The sequence below is a fragment of the Cupriavidus mimosae genome (assembly GCF_023952485.1).
Taxonomy (GTDB): Bacteria; Pseudomonadota; Gammaproteobacteria; order Burkholderiales; family Burkholderiaceae; genus Cupriavidus; species Cupriavidus taiwanensis_C.
In genome coordinates, this window is sequence record NZ_JALHRY010000031.1 from 1 (window position 1) to 19,571 (window position 19,571).

The 19,571-nt window shown below is 52.2% G+C and carries 20 protein-coding genes; 13 read left to right on the forward strand and 7 right to left on the reverse strand.

Going from position 1 to position 19,571, the window contains the following annotated elements; translation table 11 throughout:
- Positions 1–307: 307 nt before the first annotated feature.
- The 5 genes from nifE to MKD50_RS29220 all read left to right on the forward strand — a co-directional run bounded on the left by nifE (position 308) and on the right by MKD50_RS29220 (position 4,811).
- A complete protein-coding gene (gene nifE, locus MKD50_RS29195) occupies positions 308–1,678 on the forward strand; it encodes a nitrogenase iron-molybdenum cofactor biosynthesis protein NifE (protein ID WP_012354673.1) in 1,371 nt (456 codons plus the stop codon).
- A gap of 132 nt (positions 1,679–1,810) precedes the next feature.
- Complete coding sequence (gene nifN / locus MKD50_RS29200) at positions 1,811–3,118, forward strand: nitrogenase iron-molybdenum cofactor biosynthesis protein NifN (RefSeq protein ID WP_012354674.1); 1,308 nt, start codon at positions 1,811–1,813, stop codon at positions 3,116–3,118.
- 99 nt (positions 3,119–3,217) lie between these two features.
- Positions 3,218–3,904 carry a nitrogen fixation protein NifX gene (gene nifX / locus MKD50_RS30765; protein WP_012354675.1) on the forward strand — a complete coding sequence of 229 codons (687 nt, stop codon included), beginning with the start codon at positions 3,218–3,220 and terminating at the stop codon, positions 3,902–3,904.
- A 19-nt stretch (positions 3,905–3,923) separates the two neighbouring features.
- On the forward strand, positions 3,924–4,226 hold the full coding sequence (gene fdxB / locus MKD50_RS29215) for a ferredoxin III, nif-specific (protein ID WP_012354676.1): 303 nt from the start codon (positions 3,924–3,926) through the stop codon (positions 4,224–4,226).
- An 18-nt stretch (positions 4,227–4,244) separates the two neighbouring features.
- Positions 4,245–4,811, forward strand: a complete 567-nt coding sequence (locus MKD50_RS29220; protein WP_081479563.1) for a nitrogen fixation protein NifQ — start codon at positions 4,245–4,247, stop codon at positions 4,809–4,811.
- 84 nt (positions 4,812–4,895) lie between these two features.
- Here the strand turns inward: MKD50_RS29220 and MKD50_RS29225 are convergent, their stop codons facing one another.
- The 7 genes from MKD50_RS29225 to MKD50_RS29255 form a co-directional block, all read right to left on the reverse strand.
- Positions 4,896–5,381 (reverse strand): hypothetical protein, encoded by a 486-nt coding sequence (locus MKD50_RS29225; protein ID WP_012354678.1) that lies wholly within the window; start codon positions 5,379–5,381, stop codon positions 4,896–4,898.
- A gap of 238 nt (positions 5,382–5,619) precedes the next feature.
- The gene (locus tag MKD50_RS29230; RefSeq protein ID WP_012354679.1) at positions 5,620–5,919 is read right to left on the reverse strand and encodes a ferredoxin family protein; all 300 of its coding nucleotides are present in this window, start codon (positions 5,917–5,919) and stop codon (positions 5,620–5,622) included.
- Positions 5,916–7,226, reverse strand: a complete 1,311-nt coding sequence (locus MKD50_RS29235) for an FAD-dependent monooxygenase (protein WP_012354680.1) — start codon at positions 7,224–7,226, stop codon at positions 5,916–5,918. Before MKD50_RS29235 ends, MKD50_RS29230 begins: the two co-directional genes overlap by 4 nt.
- A complete protein-coding gene (locus MKD50_RS29240; RefSeq protein WP_012354681.1) occupies positions 7,223–8,350 on the reverse strand; it encodes an electron transfer flavoprotein subunit alpha/FixB family protein in 1,128 nt (375 codons plus the stop codon). The genes MKD50_RS29235 and MKD50_RS29240 overlap by 4 nt, the downstream gene beginning before the upstream one ends.
- On the reverse strand, positions 8,347–9,195 hold the full coding sequence (locus MKD50_RS29245; protein WP_012354682.1) for an electron transfer flavoprotein subunit beta/FixA family protein: 849 nt from the start codon (positions 9,193–9,195) through the stop codon (positions 8,347–8,349). The genes MKD50_RS29240 and MKD50_RS29245 overlap by 4 nt, the downstream gene beginning before the upstream one ends.
- Before the next feature lie 15 nt (positions 9,196–9,210).
- On the reverse strand, positions 9,211–9,549 hold the full coding sequence (locus tag MKD50_RS29250; protein ID WP_012354683.1) for a nitrogenase-stabilizing/protective protein NifW: 339 nt from the start codon (positions 9,547–9,549) through the stop codon (positions 9,211–9,213).
- Positions 9,550–9,657: 108 nt separating this feature from the next.
- Positions 9,658–10,713 carry a hydroxymethylglutaryl-CoA lyase-like TIM-barrel protein gene (locus MKD50_RS29255; protein ID WP_012354684.1) on the reverse strand — a complete coding sequence of 352 codons (1,056 nt, stop codon included), beginning with the start codon at positions 10,711–10,713 and terminating at the stop codon, positions 9,658–9,660.
- A gap of 400 nt (positions 10,714–11,113) precedes the next feature.
- Between MKD50_RS29255 and nifB the strand changes: the two genes are divergently transcribed.
- The 8 genes from nifB (at position 11,114) to nifK (ending at position 19,127) form a co-directional block, all read left to right on the forward strand.
- On the forward strand, positions 11,114–12,685 hold the full coding sequence (gene nifB / locus MKD50_RS29260; RefSeq protein WP_012354685.1) for a nitrogenase cofactor biosynthesis protein NifB: 1,572 nt from the start codon (positions 11,114–11,116) through the stop codon (positions 12,683–12,685).
- An 84-nt stretch (positions 12,686–12,769) separates the two neighbouring features.
- A complete protein-coding gene (locus MKD50_RS29265) occupies positions 12,770–12,961 on the forward strand; it encodes a 4Fe-4S binding protein (protein WP_012354686.1) in 192 nt (63 codons plus the stop codon).
- Positions 12,962–13,168: 207 nt separating this feature from the next.
- Positions 13,169–13,576 carry a nitrogen fixation protein NifZ gene (locus MKD50_RS29270; RefSeq protein ID WP_012354687.1) on the forward strand — a complete coding sequence of 136 codons (408 nt, stop codon included), beginning with the start codon at positions 13,169–13,171 and terminating at the stop codon, positions 13,574–13,576.
- Between the two features lie 334 nt (positions 13,577–13,910).
- Entirely contained in the window at positions 13,911–14,129 is a 219-nt protein-coding gene (nifT, locus tag MKD50_RS29275) for a putative nitrogen fixation protein NifT (RefSeq protein ID WP_081479548.1), read from the forward strand.
- A gap of 1 nt (position 14,130) precedes the next feature.
- A complete protein-coding gene (locus MKD50_RS29280) occupies positions 14,131–14,412 on the forward strand; it encodes a hypothetical protein (RefSeq protein ID WP_012354689.1) in 282 nt (93 codons plus the stop codon).
- 667 nt (positions 14,413–15,079) lie between these two features.
- Positions 15,080–15,961, forward strand: a complete 882-nt coding sequence (gene nifH / locus MKD50_RS29285; RefSeq protein WP_012354691.1) for a nitrogenase iron protein — start codon at positions 15,080–15,082, stop codon at positions 15,959–15,961.
- A gap of 77 nt (positions 15,962–16,038) precedes the next feature.
- Positions 16,039–17,499: a nitrogenase molybdenum-iron protein alpha chain gene (gene nifD / locus MKD50_RS29290; protein ID WP_025586731.1), complete on the forward strand. Its 1,461-nt coding sequence runs from the start codon at positions 16,039–16,041 to the stop codon at positions 17,497–17,499.
- 68 nt (positions 17,500–17,567) lie between these two features.
- Positions 17,568–19,127, forward strand: coding sequence for a nitrogenase molybdenum-iron protein subunit beta (gene nifK / locus MKD50_RS29295; protein WP_012354693.1), 1,560 nt, complete (start codon positions 17,568–17,570; stop codon positions 19,125–19,127).
- The last annotated feature ends 444 nt before the right edge of the window (positions 19,128–19,571 follow it).

Here is a 19,571-nt window from a genome sequence, read left to right on the forward strand (position 1 = left end):
TGCCGTCGCGATCGCGAGGGATGTCTAACCGCAGCGGCCCGTCGTCGGTCAGAACCGTCTTATTACTTGACCACTACAGCCTGGGTGCTTCCCTACACCTATGACAAAAGTTTGTGACAACTCAACGCATTGGTCTACCCTCGAGGAACTTCAAAGTGTCGGGATCGATTCCAACTCTGCGACAGGAGCGGCCATCCACGACAGTCGCGGGAGCGGGCGTGTAGGGCTGCATAACGGTAAATGCATGGCTGCGACGATGGTACGCAACTTGCTGATCTTCGCGAACCGCAGAGCGTATGGAGCCGTTATGTCGCGAAAGGCGAGGGCTGCCGATCTTTTTGACCAACCGAATTGTGCGAAGAACCGGGCCAAGAGCGAGGAAGAGCGAAAGCTGGGCTGCTCAAGGCAGCTTTCACCGGGCGCGGCCGCTGGGGGCTGCGCTTTCGATGGGGCAAAAATTGCACTTCAGCCTGTAGCTGACGTGGCGCACCTCGTGCATGGACCAATCGCATGCGAAGGCAACTCTTGGGACAACCGCCAGGCGGCCTCATCAGGGCCGACGCTCTATCGCACTGGCTTCACGACTGACATCAATGAGTTCGACGTGATCTACGGGGGTGAACGACGTCTATTCCGTAGCGTCCGCGAGATCATTGAAAAGTACAATCCACCTGCGGTCTTTGTTTATCAAACGTGTGTTACTGCGTTAATCGGCGATGACATAGATGCAGTGTGCAAGCAGGCTTCAGTAGAATTCAGTAAGCCAGTTATACCGGTGCACGCGCCTGGGTTCGCTGGATCAAAGAACCTCGGCAATAAGCTTGGCGGCGAGGCGCTTTTGAATTATGTGATAGGTACCCGTGAGCCGGCATATACAACGCCCACAGACATCAACGTAATCGGCGAGTACAACCTGTCAGGCGAGTTATGGCAGGTAAAGCCGCTCTTGGACGAACTTGGCATCCGTCTTTTGTCGTGTATAACTGGCGATGGCCGGTACAGCGATATTGCGAGCGCGCATCGGGCCAGAGCAAACATGGTGGTCTGTTCGAAGTCCATGGTCCATGTGGCAACTAAGATGCAAGAGCGTTATGGGATTCCATACCTTGAGTGCTCATTCTACGGAATTGGCGACACAAGCAACGCTCTCCGCCAGATCGCGAGTCTGTTGGTGCAGCGAGGGGCATCTGGAAAGCTGTTAGACAGTACAGAGCGCCTGATTCAAGCTCAGGAGGAGCGGGCATGGGAGCGGATTGCCACGTACCGTGCGCGTCTTGAAGGTAAACGGGCGCTGCTAATCACAGGTGGCGTGAAATCATGGTCAGTTGTGGCTGCGTTACAGGAGGCCGGCTTAGAAATCATTGGCACAAGCGTGAAGAAGAGTACCAAGGAAGACAAAGAAAGAATCAAAGGGATCCTCGGACAGGACGCGCTCATGTTCGATAACATGACGGCGCGCGAGATGTACAAGCTATTGCACGATGCAAAGGCCGACATCATGCTGTCTGGTGGGCGCTCACAGTTTATCGCATTGAAGGCGCTTATGCCTTGGCTTGACGTAAATCAAGAACGTCATCATCCGTATGCCGGGTATGAAGGGATCGTGGAGTTGATCCGAGAGATAGAGCGTACTATTTACAACCCGGTGTGGCAACAGGTGCGAATCCCAGCGCCGTGAAATAACGGAGGTGAAGTCGACTGGTCAAAAGATTCGCGGCACAGCTAATGTACTCGGAATACTAAGCCGCCACAGAATCCAGGAAGTACATCTCTACGCGTGGCGGCGGTCTAGGAAAGTGAGGAGACCATTATGGCTATCGTGATCCAATCTGAAAAAGCCTGCACGGTAAACCCGTTGAAGACTAGCCAGCCGCTCGGCGCTAGCTTTGCGGCTATGGGGCTTGAGGCCTGTATGCCCGTATTGCACGGCTCACAAGGTTGCACGTCGTTTGCCTTGGTTTTGCTGACGCGACATTTCAAGGAAGCAATCCCGCTGCAGACTACCGCAATGGATGAAATCTCTGCGGTTTTGGGCGGATACGATAATGTCGAGACGGCATTGCTTAACATCCGAAAGCGCGAGGCGCCGAGAATCATTGTGGTCTGTTCAACAGGTCTCACCGAGACCAATGGCGAGGATCTCGATGGTCATCTAAGAGCTATACGCAAAGGTAATCCAGAACTTTTCAATACAGAAATTGTGTATGTCTCGACGCCAGATTATGTTGGCGCTTTCGAGGACGGCTACAGCAAAGCTGTGGTGGAGATTGTCATGGAGCTGGTAGAGCCGCTGCCTGCTATTTATCGACAAATTAGCGTGTTGCCGGGAAGCCATTTATCGCCGCGCGACGTTGAAGAACTACGCGTGATAGTCCAGTCATTTGGCCTAGACCCAATAATCCTCCCTGACATTTCCGGTTCGCTCGATGGCCACTTTGATTCAGAATGGCGTGGCGTAACGCGGGGCGGAACCACGCTCGAACAAATCCGCGCTGCTGGGGCATCTTCTTTCACAATTGGCATTGGAGAGCAGACTCGTGCTGGTGCGCGAGCGTTACAGGAAATATGTGGCACGCCATTTGAAATCTTCGAACGTCTCACGGGTCTAGAACCTAACGATCGATTATTGCGGCTTCTCGCGCAGTTGTCAGGGCGAGCCATTCCAGAGAAGTATCGTCGGCAGCGTGAACAACTTCTGGATGCAATGCTGGACAGTCACTTCTATACGGGGGGTATAAAGGTTGCGATTGGTGCAGATCCGGACATGCTCCTTTCGGTTGGGTCACTGCTGCACGAGCTAGGGGCAGAACTATCAGTCTGCGTCAGCACGACCCCATCTCCAGCGCATGCGCTTTTGCCCGCAAGCGAAGTAGTGCTGGGCGACTTGGAAGACATGGAACGTGCGGCTGGCAATTGCGACGTGCTAATCACTCACTCGCATGGCCGCCAAATGGCTGCGCGACTCGGTAAGCCGCTGATGCGCGTAGGCTTCCCCGTATTCGACCGCGTCGGAAATGCACATCGATGTCAGATAGGATATCGAGGCACGATGGACCTGATTTTCGAGATTGCAAATCTGATGCTCGAGCGAATCCAGTTCCGCGCACCGAAGGATTAGCCCCTATCCACGATCAATACCCATCGCGCTCCGGAAACACCGGTGATCTGATCTCAAGGTTTCCTCCAGCCACTATGTGATCCTACAAGGAGACGGCACATGAAAATCGCCTTCGCTACGCAAGATAAGGAGCATGTTGACGCCCACTTTGGGTGGGCGAAACATATACTCGTCTATGACGTGACAGCCGCCGCGCACAGGTTCATCCAGGCTTTCGATTTCAGCGACACGCCACAGAAGCACGACAACGAAGAGAAACTGGGTCAAAGGCTTGAAGCAATCCATGACTGCGCGATATTGTACGTCGCCGCGATTGGAGGTGCCGGAGCCGCGCGGGTTGTTGCGCTGAAGATCCACCCTATCAAGGTGGCAAAGGCGGAGCCTATTGAAACGATCCTTAGAAAGCTGCAGGAGGTGTTGAAGGGGACGCCGCCTCCGTGGTTAAGGAAGGTGATCAAGAAGGATTCGGGCACGGCATACGATTTGGGCGCGGACGACGGGTTAGCGAATAATCGCGCCTACCTCAAAGAGAAGGACTATCCTCCGCCACAAATAACTGTTGGTGCTGAAACTGACAGCGAAGACAGGATAGATGACCCTGAGGCAACAAAAGCTCGTTTGAAAAGATTGAACACGCTTGCGGTGCAAGCCAAGATGGATCTACACGATTTATCCGAAGAGTTGCCGGCCAGTTGGGAGAAAATTTTAGTGGTTGCCAGACGCTGCCACGAAATCCACGCCGCGTTGATGGAGGCGCGGAAAACCGCCGGCTTGGCTTATAAGTGAATATCGCGAGAATGCAAACGTGAATGACAACTTTACTGTAGTGCTACCAAGTGGCGCGATCTGGACACCGAGCTTCGTAAATTCTATCGATCATCATAATTGTATCGGCTGTGGCCGATGTTTTCGTGTGTGTTCGCGCGGTGTCCTTCAATTGGTTGGAGTGAGCGAGGATGGCAGCCATATTTCCCTTGAGGGGGAGAACGAGAATGAGGAGGAGCTTGAGAAGAAGGTTATGACAATCTTGCATCGCGAGTATTGCATAGGTTGCACCGCTTGCGCGAAGATTTGTCCAAAAAAATGTTATACGCACGCGCCTGCTTAGGCCTTTGTTATGACGAAGATGAATTTTCACAGTACCCTAATGCGTCACGCGGTAGATGACGACGACTGCACGGTGCTGACGCTAGCTGGCGCCATTTCGTCGACGTTAGAGGAAGGAAATGTACATGGCCTCCCCATAATAGGACTTGACGCCAATGAAACTAGGTGGCTGCTTGCACACTGGTTTCCAGGTGCCGAGTATGCCTTATCTTTGGAGCTAAATAGGGAGGCAAACGCGCCAGACCCGATGTACTATGACGAAGTCGAAGAACTCGTAGCCTTGCTTGAGGCACACGCAGATCCGAGTGCCGGTACACCCATCGAGGTGCGCTGTGTTTCTCATGCATTGGCTTGCGGGTGTTTGAAAGACAAACATCTCTGGCAAAACTTACGCCTTCCATCCCGGGCCGCGCTGTTAGAGGTTCTGAGGTACTGGTTTCCCATGCTTGCCGAAAAGAACGTCCATGGAATGAAGTGGAAAAAGTTCCTCTACAAACAGCTATGTGAGCGTGATGCGCTATACGTGTGCAGGGCTCCGAGTTGCAGTGTTTGCCCCAGTTTCGGAGACTGTTTTGGGCCTGAATGACGAAAAAATAATCGCTTTTTACAAGTAGAGAACTGTCAGGGCCGGAACATATAAAAAGGATAAGGAGACTCATATCAGTTGGCGTTATCTCAATGGTGAACGAGCGAGAAAGGAATCAACGATATCTAAACCGATGCTGTTGTCGGGGTCCAGGCAGCGAAGTTTGTTCATCAGTTGGAGCGCCATGGCATGCTCGCCAAGCCGTATACTAAATAACGTCTGGGCTTTTAGGGTAAAGAGCCAGAAGCGAGCAGGGCCTGAAATAGTGAAGTCAGCGTCGCCAGGCCATACTGCCCGCCAATCAATGTTGATAGACGCCTGGCGCGCAGCAGCTACCAGGGCTTTGCCTGCGACTTCCCGCGCTTTTCGAAGCTTGCCGCAGCTTGCTTGTAACTTATACAGCATATAGTACGGTGGTAAGCAGGTGGGGAAGGAAAGAACTGTCGTCCATAAAATTACTTCCGCATCGTCATTTCCCCCTTCCGGAATTGTATTAATCAACTGCATGCCCGGGGGAGTGGCAGTGCTGCCAAAAAATTCGGCTAATTCGATATCGGTAATGAGGTTCATTCTTCTCTCCTGCAAGGTGGGGCGCCGGATGGTGTCTTTGCTTCCAGGCTGATGCGATGACCGCCGGAATGGTGAGTTGGGCGCACGTGCATCATAAAGAAGCAGTCCATACAGAAGGCCACTTGGATTAACGTCTCAGACGGTATGCAGGATTCAGCTTAGGGAAGAAGTTCTGAGATTATTTGTAAATGTGGCGCAGCAGTATGGTCAATACTGCTCATTTCATTGCGCTGTGGACTCAGCCGAACTTGAACTGGATGCCATGTCCGCCTCGCGGGTATTCCCATTCGACGTTACTGTGGTCGGTGCAGAGAATGCGGCAACTGCCGCATTCGAGGCAGCCGTCGGTAATGAGCGTAACGGCACCGTTGGTCTCAATGCGATAGCAAGAGGCTGGGCAGATGTAGGTGCAGCTTTTGTCGGCACAGTTATTGGCGCATACCTCCGCGTTCTTGACATGGATATGTGGCCTACCTACATCCACGCGATAGCGGTTTTGATATAGCTTTTCTTCGATGTTGACTATTACTTTTCTCATCGAAATGCCCTCCAGAGTTTGTACGCGTCGCCAAGAAGGCCGGGCAGAGTCCGGCTCTTTCGAAACTTTCCGATGATTTCATGTTTTTTCGTCGTCTTATCGATGCCGTCCACGGTAATCATCGTACGTGCTGCGAATGCGAGCAGGTCAGGATACGTCGTAAAGAACTGGGGGTTCTGTCGGAGGATCTCTGGCATGTGGCGATATTTGTGTAAATCTTTTATCACGAAGCTCCTATCGAGCGCGCTCTTGTACGCAGAAAGTACCTCGGCGCGGTAGCCACGACCCATGGCCTTTGCTCGAATTGCCGTTTCAGCAGCAAGGCGGCCTGTCGTCATTGCTAGGTTAGACCCCTCTCGATGCGCGGAATTGACGAAGCCTCCGGAATCGCCCACTATCATCCATCCATTGCCATATACTTTTGGAATCGTATTGAAGCCACCTTCTGGAATCAGATGTGCACAGTACTCCTTCATTTCGCCTCCATCAATTAGCGGCGCTATCGAGGGGTGGTGCTTCATCTTTTCGAGCAACTCATAAGGGCTCATGCGGTGTACGGAATTCTTGAAGTCACTTAACATGCAACCAACGCCGATGGTCAGGGATTCTCTATTTGTATAAAGAAAGCCCGTGCCCGTCATGCCATTGGTGATGCGGCCGACCATTTCAATAGCGACGCCTTCGTCCCCTGAAACGTTAAAGCGCTGGCGAATGGTTTCCTCGGGAAGAAAGAGAATCTCTTTGACAGCGAGCGCAACGTTATGCGCTTCAATTTCGCTGTGAAATTTTGCCTTTCGGGCGAGAGTTGAGTTGACGCCATCTGCGAGAATCACAATGTCTGCATACACGTCACCCTCCTCCCGGTCGCAGTGAACGCCGACAACTTGATCTCCATCCATAATCAGTTGATTCACCGTCGTCTCGCAGATGAGAAATCCGCCGGCCTCTCGGACCTTTGATGAGAACCATTTATCGAATTGAGCGCGGATAATGGTGTAACGGTTGTACGGTGGTTTGTTGTAGTCGTCGCTTCGTACGTGCGTGCCTACGAACGACGTATCGTCGAGCATCCACATGCGTTGCTCAATGATGTGCCGCTCGAGCGGTGCGTCGTCGCGAAATTCTGGGATAATTTGTTCGAGGGCATTCGCATAGAGAATCGCTCCCTGAACGTTCTTACTGCCCGGATACTCACCGCGCTCAACTTGGAGAACCTTTAGACCGGCCTTGGCCATCAAGTAGGCAGCGGCGTTTCCGGAAGGGCCTGCGCCAACGACAATTACGTCAAAACGCAAAGGTTCTGTCATTTGACTACCCTCATATGTCTGGACTTATGCTGCGCCAAGTGATCCTCGCAAGCTTGAGTCAATGCAGGCAGTAGTTGCATGGCATCTCCTACGATACCGTAATGCGCGTAGTCGAAGATTGGTGCGTTTTCATCAGTGTTGATGGCCACGATCACGTCAGAACTTTCCATCCCGACGCGATGCTGGATGGCACCGGAAATTCCTGCGGCGATGTAAAGTTTTGGTCGAACGGTTTTACCCGTTTGCCCTACTTGGCGCTCGGCTTCGACCCAGCCAGCTTGCACGCAGGGGCGAGTCGCACCCACTTCGCCGCCGAGGACACGCGCCAGATTGAAGACCAGCTTGAAGTTTTCAGGGTTCTTAAGGCCCTTTCCCCCACTTACAATCACATCCGCATAAGGAAGGTTAATCTTATTGCTTTTTGAATCGGCAATAAAATTGAGCAACTTCGTCACGATGTCGGACTCGATCATACCTAGTTGCTCATGAATAATCTCTCCGCAACGGCCGGTCTGAACTGGCGGCATCGCCATTACGCGCGGACGGACCGTCGCCATCTGAGGTCGGCATGCAAGTGTCATGATCGTACAAAGAAGTGAGCCACCGAAGGTTGGACGAGTGGCCGCAAGAGCGCGCGAGGTAGAGTCTATGCTCAAGCTAGTGCAATCGGCCGTCAGCCCCGTCGAAAGAGTCGTTGCCACAGAGCCGGCAAGATCTCGACCCATAGTGGTCGCCCCGAGAAGCAGGATCTCCGGACGATATTTGCTAACTAGATCGGTCAATCCTTTCGTGAATGGTTCATTCCGATACCCCAGCAACACGGGATCGTGGATCACATACGCCTTATTTGCACCGAAACCAAATGCTTCAGTTGCAAACTGCTCAAGGGGCTCTTCAGGGCCGCCGAGCGCGACAATTGCTACCTCACTGCCCAGCTTGTCTGCGAGCTTATATGCCTCTCCTAGGAGCTCCCACGACACGCTATGAACCTGACCCTGATCGTGTTCAAGGAACACCCATACACCCTTGTAAGTTTTCAGGTGCTCAGGCAACTCAAGGTGGCGGTTGCTGCCCCTTCTAACGGTGGTGTTCGGCATATTGTGTGAACTAACGGGGGAATTCATGAGAACCTCTTCATTAACAGGTCTGCCTCCAATGTTGGATGACGGGCCAGGATCTTTTGAACAAGTTTGTGGGAGACTTCGCGGAGGTTCGCGGCACCCACTTCCAGAATTTCGGCTTTCTCGTCCTTTTGCGCTGGGCCGAAGACTTTGCTGACTACGGTGGGCGAGCCTTTGAGCCCAATCCTATTCAAGTCAGTGATGCCGGCTTGTTCTCGATTCCATTTGCGTATCGGAACCGCCGCCGCGTGTATCATCGCGGGGAGTGTTGCAAAACGTAATTCGTTCGTGTTCTCAAGCATCGTTATGAGACAAGGCAGCGTGGTCTGAAGCACTTGCACGCCTCCTTCCGCACGACGCTCGACGACGATTGAACGCTTATTTAAATCCGTTTCAACGATCCTTGATACATAGGTAAGCAGTTGGAAGCCGAGCCGTGTCGCAATACCAGGTCCGACTTGCGCAGTGTCGCCATCGATGGTCTGCTTACCGGTAAAGACCATATCCACTGTTTGTTGAGTCGTGATCTTTTGGATGGCAGCGGCAAGCGCGTAGGACGTCGCAAGCGTATCAGCTCCGGCGAAAGCGCGGTCGGTAATGAGTATGGCATCGTCAGCGCCGAAGCTGATGCACTTGCGTAGCGCGTCCTCGGCCTGGGGCGGCCCCATGCATAGCGCCGTGAGTCGTCCGCCGAAGCGGTCCTTCAGCCGTAACGCCTCCTCTAGTGAGAAGAGGTCGTATGGGTTGATGATAGCTGGAACGCCTTGGCGCATTATTGTATTGGTCACCGGATGCACCCGAATCTGCGCTGAATCGGGGACTTGCTTGATACAGACAACAATATGCATGGTTCCTTCTCCGCGTCAGACGGTGTCGCGCTTTCCCACCGAAGCGCGAAGGTTGTCAAGGCTAACGTACCTTCGTGCTTCTGCCTCCCCAAAACACCTGAAAACCTTCTGTTCCGCTGGCGTTGACGACACGAAATCGTTGTAGGCTTTGAGCAACAAGCTGCGATAAAACTCGAACAGCGCGGTGCCGTTGTCCAAGGGAGGCTCTTCTTGTTGCTCGATGTACTGGAGGAACCTTTTTAGGATATGTAGACGGCTAACGTTCAAAACTGTTTCGTCGAATGCGATGTCAAAATGCCGAAAAAAGTCCTCAGTCGAAGAGAGGTGTTGCTGCTGATGGAGGTGTCCTTGCATATCTTTGAAGTAGGTTAAAAATAGGGTGTGTGACGTAGATGCGGGCCGCGCTATTTCGACGGGCCGACGTTTATTGTTAGCTAACGCTACATGGACAACCTATGGTCGCTAAGAATAGGAATCATTGGCTTTGCTTGATATCTCCGGCGCCTGCTCGCGTTGTCGCGATAACAACATTTTTGTAACTACTCGGTCCTGGAAAACGGCCTCAGAGTTACCCGAATCTTTGTAATCTGGGTGCGGATGCGTCTTAGCAGGCAATGCATCGTGCTTGTCGCATCGTCTCAGCCGGGAATCGAAATGGGATACGCGGGAGTGTGTATCCCAACGCCTAACTCGATGGGAGCACATATGCGTTCTTATTTTTTTCGACGGCACTGCCCAGTGAGACGAATCTTGGGCAAGAGAAGAGATCTGGACGAACGTATTACTATCGACACCTGTATCCTGCTCAATCAAATGCCGTGAACCCGTCACGACTTCCTTGAGCGCTGCCTTGCCCTTCGGGTGAACCATGCCATTTACCGCTGGGCTCACATGTGGGGCGCTGGAGTTGAGCGCAGCTAGTGTATGTGCGGTAGCGAGACCGACATCATGTTGCAAATAGATTTCTACATCGTGCAGCCTTGCAATGAGGTCGTAGGCCGAAAACTGGAGAATTGCACCAACTTTGTTGGAGAATTGGATCCACTGTTCACCATACATCCTCGGGCGCAGCGCGACTTCCACAAGGAATGAAGGGTGCGGACGCGCAAGGTTTGCCATACGAATAGAGCTTCCTGTGTGGCATTCCTCTATCTTCCGGATAAGGTACGCGATCAGAGATAATGCCAAAATTCGCGACAGCCGCAGATGGTTAAAATAGCGATCGGAAACGGAGATGGACAAGTATACAAACTCAGCTTTGCAGCACAGGGCAGCGATTTGCTTGGTGTCTGTCGAGCAGCCGGAAATTGTTGTTGCCGGCTTGAGGTTTATGTCCCCAGTAGCATCGATAAGCGTTATCTCCTCATCACCCATTGCAAATATTGCTGTAAGCAGCTCCGGAATTTCTCCATGCGCGAGTATGCCGGCAATCGCACAATTTTCTTCTATCCGATAAAGGCTCATTGCGGGCCGTTTTAGGCCGGACAATGTTCTCTCGATAATAATCGGTTTAAGCATCGCGGTAGTTGCCTTTGCGCTTCATTGGTCCTACACGGTCGAGCAAGCGTTGTGCCAGCCGAGTTCAATAAGCTGGAGCGCTATCTTCAAGAGCGGCAGCGGCGACGCTGTCAGTAAACGTTGGGGGCTTCGCACATTTTTCGTGTCGCGAATGTCTCTGTCCGGACAAGCTGCTGGGTGCCGAGAAGAGGGAGCCGTATTAGGCCAATTTAGCTACCCTGTTTTCGCAGTGAGCTTCGAGCTGGCTTCAACCCACACGCAAGACGAATGCGCTGCTGTCGAACTTATAGAACGCCGGCAGATGCTGCGCCCTCATACCGGTCGAGATGCTCCTTGCGCGATGGCACGGATTTCGCTTTTTGGCGGATGTACAACTACTCTCGATGTGAAGGAAAGAGTTATGCGAAATAGGGCGTGCACGCGACCATCGGCTGCCTGTTTTGAAGGCGGGGAGAAAGTTGTGCCCCTAATGCCAACTAGCAGAACATCGGCCCTACGGGGCGAGGGTACTCCGTCTGTTGGAGCCAGCGTGTTGAAGTGCGAGTCGCCTGGAGAGGCCGAGGGGATGCGGCCGGGGGTGTGGGATAAGATAAAAGATCATCCGTGCTACTCAGAGGAAGCGCATCACCATTACGCGCGCATGCATGTAGCGGTTGCGCCCGCCTGCAACATTCAGTGCAACTACTGTAACCGCAAGTACGACTGTTCAAACGAGTCGCGACCTGGCGTTACGTCGAGAAAGCTGACGCCAGAGCAGGCAGTGAAGAAGGTGATGGTTGTCGCGAGTCGCATACCGCAACTGACGGTGGTGGGTGTTGCTGGGCCCGGTGATTCGCTCGCGAGCCCAGGAACCACGTTTGAGACGTTCCGTTTGCTTAAGGAGCGAGTTCCCGATGTCAAACTATGTCTCTCAACCAATGGCCTCGCGTTGCCTGACTTTGTGGATGACATCTGCCGATACAACATTGATCATGTGACAATAACCATCAACATGATCGATCCGGTTGTCGGGGCAAGAATTTACCCGTGGATTTTTTGGAACCGTCGCCGGTTGACAGGGACGGACGCCGCGTGCGTGTTGCATGAGCGGCAGATGCAAGGGCTCGAGATGCTAACAGAACGAGGCGTACTGACGAAAATTAATTCGGTGTTGATTCCGGGTATTAACGATAAACATTTGATTGAGGTAAATCGTGCTGTGAAACAGCGAGGTGCGTTCCTTCACAACATTATGCCGCTAATCTCCGACCCGTCGCACGGTACGTACTTCGGCCTGCACGGACCACGAGGACCTACCTCCCGTGAATTGAGGACAGTACAGGAAGCTTGTTCGGGCGGTCTGAAATTGATGCGGCATTGCCGGCAGTGCCGAGCGGACGCGGTAGGACTCTTGGATGAGGATCGCGGTGCCGAGTTTTCACTGGAGAGTATCGAGCAGATGGATATCGGCTATGACCGAAACATCCGCCAAGAGTACCAGTTCCGCACGGAGACTGAGCTCATGGCGCAACGTGAGGCAAAGCGGGAAGTGCCAGCCTTAACCAAGGTCAGGAAAGCGACAGGAGCACTGAAGGTCAATATCGCCGTTGCAACGAAAGGCCGGGGTCGCGTGAATGGGCACTTTGGGAATATCTCTGAGCTAAAAATCTTCGAAGTTAGCGCCTCTGGCGCGCACTTTGTGGGTTACCGCCGGGTTGAATTGTATTGCCAAGGGGGGTACGGTGACGATGAACGACTAGTACGTATCATACGCGCGATCAACGATTGTCATGCCATTTTTGTGGCGAAAATTGGTATCTGTCCGCGTAAGGAACTCGCCGATGCGGGCATCGAGTCGGTGGAGCAGTACGCGGGGGAAATTGTTGAGGTCGCAGCACGATCTTGGTTCAATGATTACTCAAGCCGTGTGGCTGGTGGCGGATCGCTGCGTAAACATTGCGACGAGACGCATGATCAGGCAAAGGATGTCTAAAAGGCTCCAACGACCGTTTGATGTGCAAAGGCCATGCAAGCGCGGAGGAGTAGTACCGTACTTTAAATTGTAAGGAGCGTATCTATGGCCTTGAAGATTATTGCCTCAGCCTGCACCGGCTGCTCGGCGTGCGAGGCGCAGTGCCCAAATGCTGCCATTAGTGAGAAAGGTGACGTGTTGGCAATTGATCCTAAGAAGTGCACTATGTGCGAGGGACTCGATTTTCCGCAGTGTCTGTCGGTGTGCCCCGTGGACGATTGCATAGTAACGGCTTAGCCTGGCCATAGCGCTCTTCTTGAAGGCGTGTTTATCGATCTGGTTCATTTCATGGCTCAAGCCTTACCGGTAGCGAAACTATGAATTGCCGGAAAATATGGAACTAGGATCCGTCGGCGTTACATCGTCGGTGGGGTGCGAACATGCTTCTATAGTGGAGGGCAAGTTTGTGGATGCTAATTTAGAGACTGATCTCGGGGAAAGGCGATGTCGAGGCCAAAGCAGCTCTTATGTAACTCCGAGAGGGGTGACACCGTTGAAATAGCCTTTGAACCTAGGTTTGAGGTTGGCGAGCGCGTAATCGCACGGTCGATGGTTCGCAATGATGGTACGTTTTTTGGGAAAAGCATTGGCGAAGTTATCGTGAATAAAGGAGATATTGGCTACGTCACTAGAATCGACACCTTTCTGCAACGATTCTACATCTATGCTGTTCACTTCGTCGCGGATGATCGTCGCGTTGGCATGCGCGCAAGAGAACTCTGCACTCTGGACTACTTAAATGAAGGCGTATGCGCGCCTATACGTGACCACATCGCGGGTCCACCGTCCATCACAGACGGGGGAATTTTTGACGGGGCCGTTCTAAATTCCAAGGGGGGAGTCGATCGCTAAAAGGTGCCGGCGTGCTGTTGTATGGAATCCAGACGAACCGGCGGTATTTTGCCGGCTAAGAGAAACTGCCTGTTGTCGCTGTTGTCGCGCAAGAGATCGATTCCCCGGCGAGATGTGGCGGAACCAGACCAAACGGGTAAGCTGTCCTTACAGGTCCTTTTGTACGTAATGAGTCGATTATGCTTGTCGGGGCAATGACAAAATGTGTGTGGTTTGTCTGGAGAATTTTTCAATACGCGAAGGTCAATGCATGGCGGTGAACCTGACAAATCCTTTGTAACGGAGTGTTTGCCATACACTGTGTTTCCAGTTTCTCCGTTTTTGGAGGCCAAAAATGAAAATTATGATTCGAAAGGATATTACAGGTACACTTAAGGCATATCTGCCAAGAAAGGACCTTGAAGAGCCGATAGTTTCCATGACGAAGGATCAAATGTGGGGCGGCCTCGTTAAGCTTGGGAATGGTTGGCAGTTTCAGTTACCAGAGATGGCGCCAGATACTAGGCTTCCAGTGACTGTCGAAGCTAGAAGAGTTGATTCTGGAGGCAAATGACATGGCGCTCACTGGCGATCAGATCAATATTATAACGGAATTGATTCGCAAGGAATCATCACTTCCCGAAGTTGCGGCTAAGTGGCAAAGCTGCTATCCGGATGTTCGTGCAATCCGGGTGAGCGATCTCGAAATGCGGTACGAAAGACCGGTTATAGAATTGGCTGGGCGGCGCGTCTATTTTGGTGCATCCACGGGCGTCTGCATTTCTATAACATCGGAGCCAAGCCACGCGAATATGCTGATCCTCACGGAAAATTGGGCATCCAATGAAGATGGATAACATTACCATAATATTTGAATGGGGGATTTCATAACTGAATGGATTTCATCTTTACTAAGTGAGGAAATGGCCTCTCATAGACGACCATAATGGTTTAAAAGTTGGCTAAACAACGGCTAAGTCGACCTCGGGGTCTCTTCTCTAGGACCTCTCGAATGTACGACGACTCTCCGTACGTGGTTACGATGGATTTCCAAAAAAAGCATAAGGTATTCTACATTACCGCTGGGCACGGCGTTTGCCGTTCAGTTTTACGAAATTGTCCGATGGCTAGCGTGAAGCTGCCAAACACGTCTCTGTTTCACACAGGCTGTGCCAGCCTTAATGATTCAAGTTAATAGGTCAGTGGGGGCGACGCGAGGGCGTGTTAGTTGCCAAGCGACGTATTTCGACACAGTGCGATCGGTTTGTCAGTATCGCGACGCGGACCATGGTTCATAGTTAGGGCTACAACAAGTTCCGGAAAGCCGCGATTTCGCGGGTTTTCTGGAGTTCTTAGCGACATGGCACGAAAGCTGCGCTAACGCGGTCGCGCGGACACGAGCTGGCCGATGCGTGCTTTTGAAAGAAGAAGACCATAGGGAAACACCGCAGACTGAGGACATGATCGTGGCCTTGCAAACCATGGTTTTCTAGCTACACCTTCAATTCAAAATGGAGTATCACAATGTCTAACCTTCGGCAAATTGCCTTTTATGGTAAAGGTGGCATCGGCAAGTCGACTACCTCGCAGAACACGCTAGCGGCGCTGAGCGACCTCGGGCAGAAGATTCTCATCGTTGGGTGTGATCCAAAGGCGGACTCCACACGGCTTATTTTGCATGCTAAAGCACAGGATACAATCCTCTCGCTTGCGGCTGAAGCGGGATCCGTCGAGGATCTTGAACTGGATGACGTAATGAAGATTGGTTACAAGGACATCCGATGTGTCGAGTCGGGGGGGCCTGAACCGGGGGTTGGCTGCGCAGGCAGAGGTGTTATAACGTCAATCAATTTCCTGGAAGAGAACGGCGCGTATGACGGTGTTGATTACGTTTCCTATGATGTGCTCGGCGATGTCGTCTGTGGCGGTTTCGCGATGCCAATACGTGAAAACAAGGCCCAAGAGATCTACATTGTTATGTCTGGCGAGATGATGGCGATGTACGCCGCAAACAACATTTCTAAAGGAATTTTGAAGTACGCAAATAGCGGCGGCGTGCGCTTGGGTGGGTTGATCTGTAACGAGCGAAAGACGGACAAGGAACTTGAGCTAGCAGAATCGCTGGCGGAGATGCTAGGCACGAAGTTGATACACTTCGTGCCTCGCGACAACGTAGTCCAGCATGCAGAACTGCGTCGAATGACCGTCATTGAGTATGCGCCAGACTGCGCTCAGGCAGGGGAGTATCGTGCGCTTGCCGAGAAGATCCATAACAATGGCGGAAATGGTGTTATTCCGACGCCAATCACGATGGACCAGTTGGAGGATCTCTTGATGGCGAAGGGGATTCTGGTGCAGATCGACGAGTCAAAAGTTGGGAAGACTGCGTCAGAACTTACTGCCTAGTCAGGCTTGAACGACAGCCGCCGTGCACGCACGGCGGCTATTTGCGACGAGCATGTTGATTACCTATGGACTACGCGATGACCACGACGGTTGAGGAACGGAAGGCCGCTAACAAGGCCCTCATTGACGAAGTGCTACGGGCTTACCCTGAAAAGATGGGAAAACGACGGGCCAAGCACCTAAGTTCATTCGAGGAAGGCAAGCCAGATTGCGGGGTGAAGTCGAATATCAAGTCGCTGCCTGGGGTCATGACGATTCGCGGGTGCGCGTATGCTGGATCAAAGGGCGTGGTATGGGGGCCGATCAAAGACATGATCCATATAAGCCATGGGCCCGTTGGCTGTGGCCAGTACTCATGGGGATCGCGTCGCAATTACTACGTTGGCACCACGGGCATCGATACGTTCGTTACTATGCAGTTCACCTCTGATTTCCAGGAGAAGGACATAGTGTTCGGAGGTGACAAGAAGCTTGACAAGATCATTGATGAGATACAGCAATTGTTTCCGCTCAACAAGGGGATTTCTATTCAGACAGAATGTCCGATTGGTCTTATCGGCGACGACATTGAGGCTGTCTCAAAGAAGAAGAGTAAGGAGTATGGCGGGCACACCGTCGTACCTGTGCGCTGCGAGGGTTTCCGTGGTGTGTCGCAGTCACTCGGTCATCATTTGGCAAACGACGCGATCCGCGACTTTGTGTTCGATGCTCACTCCAATAAGCGTCTCGCGCTTGAATCGACACCCTATGACGTTGCTATCATAGGCGACTACAACATTGGGGGAGACGCGTGGTCAAGTCGAATTCTTCTTGAAGAGATGGGTTTGCGGGTCATCGCACAGTGGTCGGGTGACGGTACATTGGCGGAACTAGAGAACACCCCAAGGTCAAAGCTGAATTTGTTGCATTGTTACCGATCGATGAACTACATCAGTCGACACATGGAAGAAAAGTATGGCATCCCATGGGTAGAATATAATTTTTTTGGTCCCACAATGATTGAGAAAAGCTTGCGTGAAATTGCAGGTCGATTTGATGATGCGATTATGGAAAATGCAGAAAAGGTGATCGCTAAATACCGCAAGGTATCTGATGCCGTCACTGCGAAATATAAGCCTCGGTTGCAAGGTAAAAAGGTGATGCTCTTTGTAGGTGGATTACGCCCGCGGCACGTTGTAGGGGCATACGAGGATCTAGGCATGGAGGTTATCGGAACGGGGTATGAGTTTGCACACAATGACGATTACCAACGAACGACGCATTATCTAAAGGATGGCACACTCATCTATGATGATGTGACGGGGTACGAATTTGAAAGATTCGTAGACCGGGTGCGCCCCGACCTTGTCGGTTCTGGTATCAAAGAGAAGTACGTATTCCAGAAAATGGGTGTACCGTTCCGTCAAATGCATAGCTGGGATTACTCAGGCCCTTATCACGGCTACGACGGATTTGCGATATTCGCCCGTGATATGGACATTGCCATCTCAAGTCCTGTATGGAACCTCGCGAAGACGCCGTGGAAAGATCGAACATGAGCACAGAGATCGCAGCGGCGGGCGCGTCTAGCGAACGTTTATTTGGAACTTACGTACAGGAGTGAGTGATGCCACAATCGACTGACAAAATTCTCGACCATGAACTACTCTTCCGGGAGCCGGAATACAGGGCGCTCTTTCAGAATAAGAAGAAAGAGTTTGAATTTAAGGATCCCGAGGAAAAGATAAGGGATTTTTCCGAATGGACTAAGACAGAAGACTATAAGAAAAAGAACTTCGCAAGAGAATCACTGACTGTGAATCCGGCCAAGGCGTGTCAGCCACTTGGAGCCGTGTTTGTAGCAAACGGCTTTCACAAGACACTTCCATTCGTTCATGGTTCTCAAGGCTGCGTTGCATACTACCGTTCACATTTCTCAAGGCATTTCAAGGAGCCGACTTCGTGTGTGAGTTCCTCTATGACTGAGGATGCGGCGGTGTTCGGCGGCCTGAACAACATGATTGATGGGCTGGCTAACGCGTACAACCTTTACAAGCCCGAGATGATTGCTGTATCCACAACATGCATGGCGGAGGTGATCGGGGACGACCTCGATGCATTCATCAAAAACAGCAAGCAGAAGGGCAGCGTCCCTGAAGATTACGACGTGCCCTTCGCCCACACGCCAGCATTTGTCGGTAGTCACGTGACGGGTTATGACAATGCGCTACTGGGCATCCTGAAGCACTTTTGGGGCGGTAGGGCAGGAACGTCCAACCCGCTGGTACGAATGCCTGACGACAGTGTGAACTTCATCGGCGGCTTTGATGGCTTTGTCGTCGGAAACATGCGCGAAATCAGGAGAATATTTGATCTGTTCGGCGTAAAAGTGAACATTATCTGCGACCCGTCGGAAACCTGGAACACACCTACGGATGGCGTGTTCAGAATGTATCAAGGTGGGACAACGAAAGAGGAGGTGGAACGCGCACTGAACGCTAAAGCAACATTCGTTTTCCAGGAGTTCTGCTGCGAACGAACAAGTAAGTTTATCGCTGAACAGGGTCAGGATGTCGTGGTTTTAAATGCGCCAGTTGGCGTTGGTGGCACTGACCATTTCCTTATGGAGATTTCACGGGTGACCGGTAAGCCGATACCAGCTGAACTGGAAAAGGAGCGAGGTCAACTCGTAGACGCTATGGCGGACAGTCAGGCAAGCCTCCATGGTAAGCGGTACGCATTGTATGGTGATCCGGACCAGATGCTGGGATACACCCAATTTCTCCTCGAGATTGGGGCTGAACCAAGCCACGTGTTATCGACAAACGGTAACGATGCTTGGGCTGAGAAAGTGCAGGCGTTGCTCGATGCGTCGCCATATGGTGTAGGATGCAAAGTCTATCCGAAGCGTGACCTCTGGCACCTGCGCTCTTTGTTATTCACGGAGCCGGTGGACTATCTGATCGGCAACACATACGGAAAATACTTGGAGCGCGATGCCGGGACACCTCTCGTTCGGCTCGTGTTTCCAATTTTTGACCGTCACCACTATCATCGGTACCCTACTTGGGGATACGCTGGCGGTCTGCGCATTCTTATGGCGCTACTGGATGAATATTTTGAAGCCTTGGACGCTAGCACTATTGCTGTTTCGGAGACCGACTACAGCTATGACATTGTTCGGTGAACGAACTGCGTAGCCTATCGAAGGTCTAATAGCCAAACGGCTCTTCGTTTTTGCGTGAGGATTTTGAATCGGATAAGCAAGAAACTCGTCTTTGGGGAAAGCGAATGAGTGATCGCTCGCTCCGAGCGGCTTTCTTCCTGCCGATAGCCATTGAGATGAGCTCTGTTGGGAGCGGGCGCGGTAGTCTCACGTGTGAAGGCGCTTGTTCAACGTACGTTCCTTAGCTGCTTGTCCGACAGGCTTTCCCTCAGTGCGGGCGTGGTTACGGTGGTGGACGTGTATGCCTTTTGGAGGCGCGGGAATTTATGCGGGCGGCGCGGACCTGTCCGCATTCTTTATGTGCGGGAGGTTTTTTAATTCTGTTAGCCTCGACGAGATTGACCTATTTCCGCTGCAGGCGGTGCGTGCCCGCTCCAATGGGAAGCGAGACTACGAGCCAGCGGG

Excerpts from the sequence above, each read along its gene's own strand:
- nifE (WP_012354673.1), top strand. The coding sequence starts at position 308 with ATGTCGCGAAAGGCGAGGGCTGCCGATCTTTTTGACCAACCGAATTGT.
- nifN (WP_012354674.1), top strand. The coding sequence starts at position 1,811 with ATGGCTATCGTGATCCAATCTGAAAAAGCCTGCACGGTAAACCCGTTG.
- nifX (WP_012354675.1), top strand. The coding sequence starts at position 3,218 with ATGAAAATCGCCTTCGCTACGCAAGATAAGGAGCATGTTGACGCCCAC.
- MKD50_RS29220 (WP_081479563.1), top strand. The coding sequence starts at position 4,245 with ATGAATTTTCACAGTACCCTAATGCGTCACGCGGTAGATGACGACGAC.
- MKD50_RS29225 (WP_012354678.1), bottom strand. The coding sequence starts at position 5,381 with ATGAACCTCATTACCGATATCGAATTAGCCGAATTTTTTGGCAGCACT.
- MKD50_RS29230 (WP_012354679.1), bottom strand. The coding sequence starts at position 5,919 with ATGAGAAAAGTAATAGTCAACATCGAAGAAAAGCTATATCAAAACCGC.
- MKD50_RS29235 (WP_012354680.1), bottom strand. The coding sequence starts at position 7,226 with ATGACAGAACCTTTGCGTTTTGACGTAATTGTCGTTGGCGCAGGCCCT.
- MKD50_RS29240 (WP_012354681.1), bottom strand. The coding sequence starts at position 8,350 with ATGAATTCCCCCGTTAGTTCACACAATATGCCGAACACCACCGTTAGA.
- MKD50_RS29245 (WP_012354682.1), bottom strand. The coding sequence starts at position 9,195 with ATGCATATTGTTGTCTGTATCAAGCAAGTCCCCGATTCAGCGCAGATT.
- MKD50_RS29250 (WP_012354683.1), bottom strand. The coding sequence starts at position 9,549 with ATGCAAGGACACCTCCATCAGCAGCAACACCTCTCTTCGACTGAGGAC.
- MKD50_RS29255 (WP_012354684.1), bottom strand. The coding sequence starts at position 10,713 with ATGCTTAAACCGATTATTATCGAGAGAACATTGTCCGGCCTAAAACGG.
- nifB (WP_012354685.1), top strand. The coding sequence starts at position 11,114 with ATGCGAAATAGGGCGTGCACGCGACCATCGGCTGCCTGTTTTGAAGGC.
- MKD50_RS29265 (WP_012354686.1), top strand. The coding sequence starts at position 12,770 with ATGGCCTTGAAGATTATTGCCTCAGCCTGCACCGGCTGCTCGGCGTGC.
- MKD50_RS29270 (WP_012354687.1), top strand. The coding sequence starts at position 13,169 with ATGTCGAGGCCAAAGCAGCTCTTATGTAACTCCGAGAGGGGTGACACC.
- nifT (WP_081479548.1), top strand. The coding sequence starts at position 13,911 with ATGAAAATTATGATTCGAAAGGATATTACAGGTACACTTAAGGCATAT.
- MKD50_RS29280 (WP_012354689.1), top strand. The coding sequence starts at position 14,131 with ATGGCGCTCACTGGCGATCAGATCAATATTATAACGGAATTGATTCGC.
- nifH (WP_012354691.1), top strand. The coding sequence starts at position 15,080 with ATGTCTAACCTTCGGCAAATTGCCTTTTATGGTAAAGGTGGCATCGGC.
- nifD (WP_025586731.1), top strand. The coding sequence starts at position 16,039 with ATGACCACGACGGTTGAGGAACGGAAGGCCGCTAACAAGGCCCTCATT.
- nifK (WP_012354693.1), top strand. The coding sequence starts at position 17,568 with ATGCCACAATCGACTGACAAAATTCTCGACCATGAACTACTCTTCCGG.